This is a genomic window from Ellagibacter sp. (assembly GCF_048412355.1).
GTDB lineage: Bacteria > Actinomycetota > Coriobacteriia > Coriobacteriales > Eggerthellaceae > Ellagibacter.
Map to the genome: position 1 here is coordinate 1 of NZ_DBFSAP010000060.1, position 8,465 is coordinate 8,465.

14 protein-coding genes, 1 tRNA gene and 2 pseudogenes are annotated in these 8,465 nt (G+C 63.7%); 14 read left to right on the forward strand and 3 right to left on the reverse strand.

What is annotated here, in order from left to right; genetic code table 11:
- The first annotated feature begins 214 nt into the window (after nt 1–214).
- Nucleotides 215–291 (forward strand) — tRNA-Glu (locus ACMRQN_RS09695).
- On the opposite strand, the gene ACMRQN_RS09700 is transcribed toward ACMRQN_RS09695, so the two are convergent.
- From ACMRQN_RS09700 to ACMRQN_RS09710, 3 genes are all read right to left on the reverse strand, one after another.
- Complete coding sequence (locus ACMRQN_RS09700) at nt 250–1,689, reverse strand: recombinase family protein (RefSeq protein WP_418734823.1); 1,440 nt, start codon at nt 1,687–1,689, stop codon at nt 250–252. The genes ACMRQN_RS09695 and ACMRQN_RS09700 overlap by 42 nt on opposite strands.
- Nucleotides 1,690–1,793: 104 nt before the next feature.
- Nucleotides 1,794–2,081, reverse strand: coding sequence for a hypothetical protein (locus ACMRQN_RS09705; RefSeq protein WP_418734810.1), 288 nt, complete (start codon nt 2,079–2,081; stop codon nt 1,794–1,796).
- A 3-nt stretch (nt 2,082–2,084) separates the two neighbouring features.
- Complete coding sequence (locus tag ACMRQN_RS09710) at nt 2,085–2,315, reverse strand: helix-turn-helix domain-containing protein (protein ID WP_418734811.1); 231 nt, start codon at nt 2,313–2,315, stop codon at nt 2,085–2,087.
- Nucleotides 2,316–2,448: 133 nt separating this feature from the next.
- On the opposite strand from ACMRQN_RS09710, the gene ACMRQN_RS09715 reads away from it, so the two are divergent.
- From ACMRQN_RS09715 to ACMRQN_RS09775, 13 genes and pseudogenes are all read left to right on the forward strand, one after another.
- On the forward strand, nt 2,449–2,655 hold the full coding sequence (locus ACMRQN_RS09715) for a helix-turn-helix domain-containing protein (RefSeq protein WP_418734812.1): 207 nt from the start codon (nt 2,449–2,451) through the stop codon (nt 2,653–2,655).
- 362 nt (nt 2,656–3,017) lie between these two features.
- A complete protein-coding gene (locus ACMRQN_RS09720) occupies nt 3,018–3,149 on the forward strand; it encodes a hypothetical protein (protein ID WP_418734813.1) in 132 nt (43 codons plus the stop codon).
- Between the two features lie 47 nt (nt 3,150–3,196).
- Nucleotides 3,197–3,484 carry a hypothetical protein gene (locus tag ACMRQN_RS09725; protein WP_418734814.1) on the forward strand — a complete coding sequence of 96 codons (288 nt, stop codon included), beginning with the start codon at nt 3,197–3,199 and terminating at the stop codon, nt 3,482–3,484.
- Nucleotides 3,477–3,812 (forward strand): hypothetical protein, encoded by a 336-nt coding sequence (locus tag ACMRQN_RS09730; RefSeq protein ID WP_418734815.1) that lies wholly within the window; start codon nt 3,477–3,479, stop codon nt 3,810–3,812. Before ACMRQN_RS09725 ends, ACMRQN_RS09730 begins: the two co-directional genes overlap by 8 nt.
- Nucleotides 3,809–4,204, forward strand: a complete 396-nt coding sequence (locus ACMRQN_RS09735) for a RusA family crossover junction endodeoxyribonuclease (RefSeq protein WP_418734816.1) — start codon at nt 3,809–3,811, stop codon at nt 4,202–4,204. The genes ACMRQN_RS09730 and ACMRQN_RS09735 overlap by 4 nt, the downstream gene beginning before the upstream one ends.
- 9 nt (nt 4,205–4,213) lie before the next feature.
- Complete coding sequence (locus ACMRQN_RS09740; RefSeq protein ID WP_418734817.1) at nt 4,214–4,546, forward strand: hypothetical protein; 333 nt, start codon at nt 4,214–4,216, stop codon at nt 4,544–4,546.
- Between the two features lie 2 nt (nt 4,547–4,548).
- On the forward strand, nt 4,549–4,767 hold the full coding sequence (locus ACMRQN_RS09745; RefSeq protein WP_418734818.1) for a hypothetical protein: 219 nt from the start codon (nt 4,549–4,551) through the stop codon (nt 4,765–4,767).
- Nucleotides 4,760–5,794, forward strand: coding sequence for a DUF1351 domain-containing protein (locus tag ACMRQN_RS09750; protein WP_418734819.1), 1,035 nt, complete (start codon nt 4,760–4,762; stop codon nt 5,792–5,794). Before ACMRQN_RS09745 ends, ACMRQN_RS09750 begins: the two co-directional genes overlap by 8 nt.
- A 9-nt stretch (nt 5,795–5,803) precedes the next feature.
- Nucleotides 5,804–6,364, forward strand: a complete 561-nt coding sequence (locus ACMRQN_RS09755; protein WP_418734820.1) for an ERF family protein — start codon at nt 5,804–5,806, stop codon at nt 6,362–6,364.
- A 3-nt stretch (nt 6,365–6,367) separates the two neighbouring features.
- A complete protein-coding gene (locus tag ACMRQN_RS09760; protein ID WP_418734821.1) occupies nt 6,368–6,718 on the forward strand; it encodes a hypothetical protein in 351 nt (116 codons plus the stop codon).
- A pseudogene (locus tag ACMRQN_RS09765) lies at nt 6,718–7,128 on the forward strand (single-stranded DNA-binding protein); the annotation flags it as partial. The gene ACMRQN_RS09760 and the pseudogene ACMRQN_RS09765, both read left to right, overlap by 1 nt.
- Nucleotides 7,129–7,369: 241 nt before the next feature.
- Nucleotides 7,370–8,026, forward strand: a complete 657-nt coding sequence (locus tag ACMRQN_RS09770) for a hypothetical protein (protein ID WP_418734822.1) — start codon at nt 7,370–7,372, stop codon at nt 8,024–8,026.
- Nucleotides 8,001–8,465: pseudogene (locus tag ACMRQN_RS09775) on the forward strand (hypothetical protein); the annotation flags it as partial. The gene ACMRQN_RS09770 and the pseudogene ACMRQN_RS09775, both read left to right, overlap by 26 nt.

The window sequence follows — 8,465 nt, forward strand, 5'->3', positions numbered from 1 at the left end:
CCTTTCTCTTCTTTCCGGACATGCCGTCCTCCGATCTCCCGGGGCCGGCCGATCCGGCCCTCAGGGTATCGGGTTCCCACATTCATCCGCACATGTGCGGATGAATGTGGGAGGTGTTCGGATAAAGTCGATAATCAAGGCTCCTTTGTGGTGGTTTTCCAGTTTGCCAACGATATACGCGCCGGCAAAAAAGTCTGCTATACTCTTTCCCGCTGTCCCCATCGTCTAGCGGCCAAGGACGCCACCCTTTCAAGGTGGATATCGCGGGTTCGAATCCCGCTGGGGGCACCATTCCAACTTTCCTCGAACCCGCTGGATGTCAAGTCTGGCGGGTTCGTCGTTTTCGGCGTCGTAGTTGAGCGTCACGAGCACCTCGTCGTCCGATACGCTCGCCTGCCAGACGAACGCCTTCAGCAGCGTGGAGTCGTCGAGCCCCGCGCCGCACTGAAGGAAGTCGGCGAAGCGCTCGGGGTCTATCCGCTGCTCCTGGAGCGCCTGGAGGTCGTACTCGGCACGCGCCTTCTGCTCCTCGAGCTCCGCTATGCGCCCCTTCACGCCCGGCGCTATGATCCCCTGCTCGATGGCGTTGAGGATGTTCTTCAGCCCGCGCTCGGCGGCAGAGAGCGATTCCGAGGCCTGCCTGCGGCGGGCCTGCACCTCCGCGCCGTCGGCGCGTTCCGCGACCATGCGGGCTATCCTCATGGCCTCCGCGCGGTCGGAGAGCAGCTCGCGCAGCGCTCCGACTATCGCGCCCTCGAGCTCCTCGCGCCGGACGTTCCTCATGCACCCGCCCGCGCAGCTGTAGTACTCGTACTTGACGTTGCGGCGCCCGCGCCCGCTCACGCCCTGCAGGTTGCGCCCGCACCCGGCGCATATGGCCCTCCCGGCGAGCGCGAAGTCGCCCCAGTCCTCGGTCGAGCGCTGCTTCACGCCCCTCACCCCCTGAGCCCTCATGAACGTGGCCTCGTCGACGATCTGCGGCATACCGCCCTCCCTCACGATTCCGCCCCACTCGTAGCGCCCCGTGTAGCGCCTGTTGTGGAGCATCTGGTGGACCATCGAGTACCCGCACGGGTTGCCGGACCTCGTCCTAACGCCGCGCTGCGCGAAGTCGGCGGCTATGGCGTTCACGGTCTCGCGGTTTATCTTGCGCTCGAAGGCCTCGCGCACGAGCGCCGCCTGCTCCGGGTCGATCTCGTACTCGTCGTCCCCGTTGCGTCTGTAGCCGAACACCCGCACGCCGTTGGTCTTGCAGCGCAGGGCGTTGCCCTCCATTCCGCGCTTGGTGCGTATGGCGGTCTTCTTCGACTCGCAGGCGGCCAGGCCCTCGAGCAGCTTCTCGTAGATGATTCCCTCGGGCGAGTCCGGTATGGCCTCAAGCGCCGACACGAGCTTCACGCCCTTCTTGGCAAGCTCGCGCTTGTATATGGGCGCGTCGTACTCCCCACGGGAGAAACGATCCATCATGTACACAAGCACTATGTCGGATTCGCCCGCATTGGCTATCATGCGCTGGAACTCGGGGCGGTCGTCGGTGCGGCCCGATATGGCGTAGTCGCAGTATTCCGCCGCTATGGCGTAGCCCTCGCGCCTGCACCAGTCGCGGCAGACGCGCAGCTGGTCGTCTATCGAGGCCTCGCGCTGCTTTGAGCACGAGAATCTGGCATATATCACGGCTGTTTTTGGCATAATGGATACGACTTCCTCGGGTTTGCACGTCCACGTAGATACTGGGGAGCCTGACTCGCCCCGTCGGCTATAGCGGTACCAGCGCTGCCGACGGGGCTTTTTCTTTACCTATACAGGACGGTGACGACGTGCAGCAGCGTGTCGGAGCCCTTGTCGACGGCATTCGCGCACGTCTCGGTCTTCACGTCGACGATCTGCAGGCCGCGGTTCTGGAGGTTGTCCAGGATGATGTTCAGCTGCTCCGTGACGCGCGGTTCGAGGCTGTTGCTGGCAGACATGACGCGCTTGCCCTGAATCTGGTACACGAGGGCGTGCAGCCGCCCGTCCTGCTTTATGAACTCCTCCGAGTCGCTCGTCATCTTCTCCGCATAGCTCTTGTTGAAGAAACCCATGATCTACTCCTCTTCCTTACGATGGCTCTCGACCTCGTGCCAATACCACGTGCCGAGAAGCTCGTCTACGGAGCATCCGTAATACTTGGCGAGCTTTATTAACTTCGACCCGTTTATCTCACGCTGGCCGCTTTCCATCATTGAATAAGCCGATACCCCGACACCGATCACATCGGCCACTTCAGGCTGTTTCTTGCCATGCTTTAGCCTCACTTCTTTAAGTCTCGTGTTCACGGCTCCTCCTTGGTCCCTATAAGCATATTGTACAAAAAACTTTACAGATAGTGAATTACCTACTTGCAAAAGGTCTTGCACTCGTCTATATTCACTAATTGTGAAGTTCACAAATAGTGAAATGGAGGTGTACATGAACTCGATCGCAAGTGAACGTGTCCGCATCGGCTTGAGCCAGGAGGATCTCGCAGCAAAGCTCAACCTCAAGAGCCGCGCAACCGTCGCGTCATACGAGAGCGGCGGCGAGATTCCGAGCTCGAAGCTCATCGCCATGACCGAGCTTTTCCACTGTTCGGCCGATTATCTGCTTGGACTCACCGAGAACAGGACGGTGGCCTAAATGGCTAATCAGACTCAACACGAGCAGCGGGACGATGAGCCCAAAACGCCGAGGGTAATAGCACGGGAGCATATGTGCGACGTGCTGCTCAAGGCGTACAGGGACGATCAGAAAGGCGAGAAGAAGGCGCGATGAGGCAGTGGTCGACACGTGAACTCAAGTACCTCGAAGAGCACGCGGGCGAGGGCGCGAAGGCGATAGCCAAGGCGCTCGGGCGTTCGGTCGATTCGGTAAAGCATATGGCACGGAAATGCGGACTCTCACTCCGTAGGCGCAGCCAATGCCCGAATTGCGGCCGGTGGACGTTCAGACCGCTCAACCGGATCAACGGTTGGTGCATCGAGTGCACGAAGGAGCTCCATATGTCCGATCTGGCCGAGCAGGCCAACGCCATGAGGGAGGAGGCGATCAGGGAGAAGAGGAACGACCGCGAACGGCAGCGCTATTACAGCGCGAAGAGCCGTGCGAAAAAAAGTTCAAAAAAGGGGCTCTAAAAAGCGCCCTATGTTTGACCAGCGGAAATATCCGAAAGGAGAACGGAATGCAAAGCAAAAAGAAAGCGAGCGCCCCCAGCTACCAACTCGACGGCGCCCACTTCGACCGCATCGGAAACGATGCCGTCACCATCATACCATCCGAGCGCAAGCGCCCGACGGCGCACGAGCAGCTTGAGGCGGACCGCTTCAGGGTCGGCTTCATGGTCGGCTTCCTCGCCGCGGCGCTCATCTTCCTCGCGGTCCTGTGGCTGTGGGTCATCCCCACGATGGACGGCGCGGTGGCGACCGCGCAGGCGGCCTACCAGACCTCGGCGGGTGTGCTCCATGCGTAACGACGAGAGGTACAGGCCCAAGCCCCAGAGCGGCCAGCTCGAGATCTTCGGCCTCGGCTCCGCGGGCGAGCAGGACTTCCAGGAGGCCCGCAAGTGGATCGACGAGAACCCGGCGGCGTGGGACTTCATGGTCGAGCAGGCCATGCGCCTCAACCGCAAGGGCTACGTGTCGGTGAACTACCTGGTCAACATGGTGCGCAACGAGCTGCACGTGGGCTGCAAGAACGGCATCGCCCCGAGCCTCGCCCGAATCATGGAGAGCCGCTACCCGCAGCTGAGGGACGCCTTCAACAAGCACCGCTCGCAGAGTGACGGGTTCAGCGAATGAGCGCGGACACCTTCACCTTCGAGATTCCCGGCACCCTGCCCCAGCTCAACGACTACATAAGAGCAGAGCGGGCGACGAGGTTCGCCGCCGCCCGAATCAAGAGGGAGTCGCACGCGAAGGTGATTGCGGCATTGGCCCCGCAATGCCCGCTGCCCCACTTCGACGAGCCCGTGGACGTCGTCTTCACGTGGTACCGCCCCGACAGGCGAACGGACAAGGACAACGTGGCCTTCGCCAAGAAGTTCATCCTCGACGCCCTCCAGAAGGCGGGCGTCATCGAGAACGACAAGTGGAGCATGTGCTCCCCATACGACGGCGGCTACTTCATCGACAAGGAGAACCCGCGAACCGTCGTGACAATCACCAAATCGACCGACCTGGTCGGATTCTAAGGAGAAGAAATGAAGCACTTCGAGAACAACGTGAACGACGGCATGAGCCGCACCGACAGCATCGAGACGCTTATCGACCTCACCAGCTGCATCGCCGTGAACGCCCTCATAGTGGCGGGCGGCGAGGACGAGGCCAACGAGAAGGATGCGGGCGCTTGGTGGGCCATGATCGCCCTGGCCGAGGCCGCGCTTGAAAGCTACCCCGAGGACGTGCGCGCCAAGGGCTACCAAATCGTCAACGAGAACACCAACCGCGAGCTCGTGGAGAAGGCCCGCCGCGACGAGGCCGAGCGTGCGGCGAAGCACGTCGTGAGCCTCATCTTCTGCCCGAAGGAGGACTAGCCATGCTTTCTATCACGACCCAAGCGGTGAGCGCCCACGCGCTCTTCAAGCAGTCGACCATCAAGGGTGACGAGGCCGTGCTCCAGTTCACGGTCCGCATGGACAGCGAGAACGCCTTCCCGCTGATGAAGAAGACGGGCGGGCGCGTGATCCTGACCGTGGAGAGCGAGCAGAAGGTCATCGAGATTAACAACGAGACCGGGGAGGTCTTTGATGAGTAGCGAAACCGAGAACGCCGGCAAGGAGGCCGAGAAGGTCGTCGCCGAGGTCATCGAGGAGCAGGAGGCGCCGTCGCTCATCGTGACCTACGCCCCCTCGACCATCGAGGCGAACTTCGACGCCATCGAGAAGCGCGTGCGCAAGACCGTCGAGCTCTACAAGGGCGCGACCTACGACCTCACCAAGGCCGACAAGATCAAGGAGGCCAAGAACGACCGCACCTACCTCAACGGCCTGAAGAACGAGATCGAGGAGCGCCGCAAGGCCGTGAAGCGCGAGTACAACAAGCCGCTCGCCGCCTTCGAGAAGCGATGCAAGGAGATCACGGCGATCATCGACGACGCCGCCGACGGCATCAAGGCGCAGATCGACCAGGCCGAGGAGGACCGCAAGGCACGCGCGAAGGCCAAGCTCGAGGAGCACTACGAGACGTTCGCCGGGCTGCTCGCGCCGGTCGTCCCCTACGAGCGCTTCCACGAGAAGCAGTGGCTCAACAAGAACTTCGGCGAGGTCAAGGCGAAGAAGGCGCTCGAGGCCAAGGTCTCGAAGCTCGCGGGCGACTGGGAGACGCTCAAGTCGCAGTTCGGGGGCGAGCCCTACTACGAGGAGGCCGAGCGCGAGCTGTTCGCGACCCTCGACCTCGGCGCGGCCATCACCTCGGCACGCAAGGCGGCAGAGGAGGCCGCGCGCATCGCCGAGCTGAAGGCGGCGATGGAGCCCGAGCCGGAACCGGAGCCCGAGCCAGAGCCGGAACCCGAGCCGGAGCAGGCGCCCGTCGGCAACTGGTACCCGGGCGGCTCCCCGATGCAGGAGATCGGCGAGCGCATCGGACCGGCACCCGTGCTCCGTCCGGCACCGCGCCCCGCAGCGGCCCCGCAGCCGAGCGCCGCGACCCCGTGCGTGATGGTCATCGACTCGGCGACGACCGAGCAGATGCAGTCCATCGGGCGCTTCGCCGGGAGCATCGGCGTGAGCGGCGTGTTCAAGCGCGGCACGCTTCAGCAGGTCTACGAGCGCACGATCCGTTAGGAGCCATGAATGGCAGACGAGAAGCACATCACCATCACCGAGGCGGTCGCCAAGGTCCAGCGCTCCGTGGTGGTGCCCAAGACCCGCTACAACGCCTACGCGAAGTTCAGCTACCGCTCGTTCGAGGATATCGTCGCGGCGCTCAAGGAGCCATGCAAGGACGCCGGCGTGGCCTTCACGCTCAGCGACGGGATTGAGCACGTCGGCGAGAGGTACTACGTCAAGGCGACCTGCCGCATCTTCTTCGAGGACGGGAGCGGCGACGCCTTGGAGGTGAGCGCCTACGCCCGAGAGGACGAGCACAAGAAGGGCTCCGACGACGCGCAGGTGACCGGCATGGCATCGAGCTACGCCCGCAAGTACGCGCTGTGCGGCGCATTCGCCATCGACGGGCAATCCGACCCGGACTCCCTCACGGACAGTCCCGAGAAGGAGCCTCCGGCGCAGGGGCCGTTCATCGCCAAGTGCAAGGCCTGCGGCACGAGCTACCAGTTCGAGGGCCGCGAGCAGTACGAGGCGTTCATCCAGAACCCCGGTTGCTGCGCCACGCCGACGTGGAGGGTCGTGTAGGCCATGCAGGACCTGTACGGCGAGCGCGAGCAGCTCTTCGAGCAGCTCATGTCCGAGCTCGAGGCCCTGCGCAGGACCGGGCAGCAGTACGCGGAGAACGAGGCCGACTACCGCAAGGCCCTGCGCATCGCGATCCTCGAGGAACGCGCCAAGGGGACGCCGGTGACCATCATCAGCGACCTGTGCCGGGGCCGCGCGGACATAGCCGAGAAGAAGCAGCTGCGCGACTGCGCCGAAGCCCTCTACAAGGCATCGAGCGAGGCGATCATGGCGCTGAAGCTGCGAATCAAGACCGTAGACGCCGACATCCAGAGGACCTGGACGAGCGGCGGCATGGGAGAAGGAGACTACTAGTGAGCATCAACCGAGTGAGCATTTCGGGAAACCTGACGCGCGACCCGGAGCTGCGAGTGACCCCGAGCGGGATGCAGGTGCTCGGGTTCGGCGTCGCCGTCAACGACCGAAGGAAGAACAACCAGACCGGCGAGTGGGAGGACTACCCGAACTTCGTCGACTGCACGATCTTCGGCAACCGAGGCGAGAGCATGGGCCGCATCCTGCACAAGGGCATGAAGGTCGCGGTCGAGGGCAAGCTGCGCTACAGCGCGTGGGAGGACAAGAACGGGGGCGGCAGGCGCTCGAAAATCGAGGTCATCGTCGATGAGATCGAGCTCATGAGCCAGAACCCCAACGGCGCGAACGGCGGCCAGCCGGCACCGCAGCAGTACGCGCCGCAGGGATACCAGCAGCAGGCGTACGCGCCCCAGCAGGCACCGCAGCCCGCCCCGCAGGCATACGCCCCGCAACCGGCACCGCAGCAGCCCGCGCCGCAGTGGAACGCCCAGCAGGCCTACCAGAACCCGCCAGCGGTCCCGCAGCGGCCCCAGCAGGCACCGCAGGCGTACGCGCCACAGCAGGCGCCGCAACCGGCACCGCAGCAGCCAGCGCCCGCCCAGCAGCAGCTGGACGTGTACGACGAAGACATCCCCTTTTAGGGAGCCGGGCGTGCAAGTCCTGGACTCGCTGATTGACGGGCCGTTGAGGCTTCGAAACCGCAGGGAGGGCGACGAGCTCATCGGCATGATCGTCCGGTACCTGCGGACCGGTGAGGAGCCGGAGCCTCGCACGGACGCCCAGGAGGCCGTGCTGATAGCCATACGGCCCGTCATGGAGACCTCGCGCTCGCGCATCGTGGCGGGAGGCAACGGCGGGAGCAAAACGCCAAGCAACGGCGAAAGCAAACGCGCAAGCAAACGCGCAAGCAAAACGGTAAGCAAAACGCCAAGCAAACGCACAAGCAAAACGCCAAGCAACGGCGAAAGCAACGATGCGAGCAAACGCGCAAGCGAAGAGGAAGAGGAAGTAGGAAGAGGAATTAAGGAAGAGGGAAAAGCGGGTGCGGCGCGTTTCCGCGCCCCCTCTCCCGAGGAAGTGGCCGAATACGCCAGCGCCTACGCGGCGTCGAAGGGCATCGGCCTCGCCTCGACCGACTTCGACCCCGAGCGGTTCGTCGACTTCTACGCCCAAAAGGGCTGGATGGTCGGCAAATCGCGGATGAAGGACTGGAAGGCATCCGTGCGCAACTGGGTGCGCACCTCGAAGCCGAAGCACGAAACGAGATTGGAGGTGACCGACGGTGACGACTTTTCCCAGTACGACTGAGTGCCCGCATTGCGGGGCCGTGCTCAACGCGCGGTACGCCCAGCTGGGCCTCAAGCGCCTGTTCTGTGGCTACGAGTCGTGCAGCTGCGAAGGGGCCGTTGCCGAGCGCGCTGCCATAGCAGCGCAGGAGCAGGCCGAGGCCGAGAAGGCCGTCGCCGAGAAGCGCAGGCGCTCGCTTGTGCGCTGCGGCGTGCCCGAGCGCTACCTGGGGCTTGACCACCCCATGGCCGACGAGCTTGCGCTTGCCATGGAGGGCGGCCAATGGCTCTACCTGTGGGGCGACGTCGGCACCCGCAAGACGACCTGCGCCGCAGCCGTGGCCATGCGCCTGCACGACCGGGGCAAGTCGCCGCTCATGGTGCCGATGTACCGCGTGCTCGACGAGATTCAGCGCAGCTTCCACAACGGCGGTGACCCCTTGAAGCGCTATGCCGAAGCG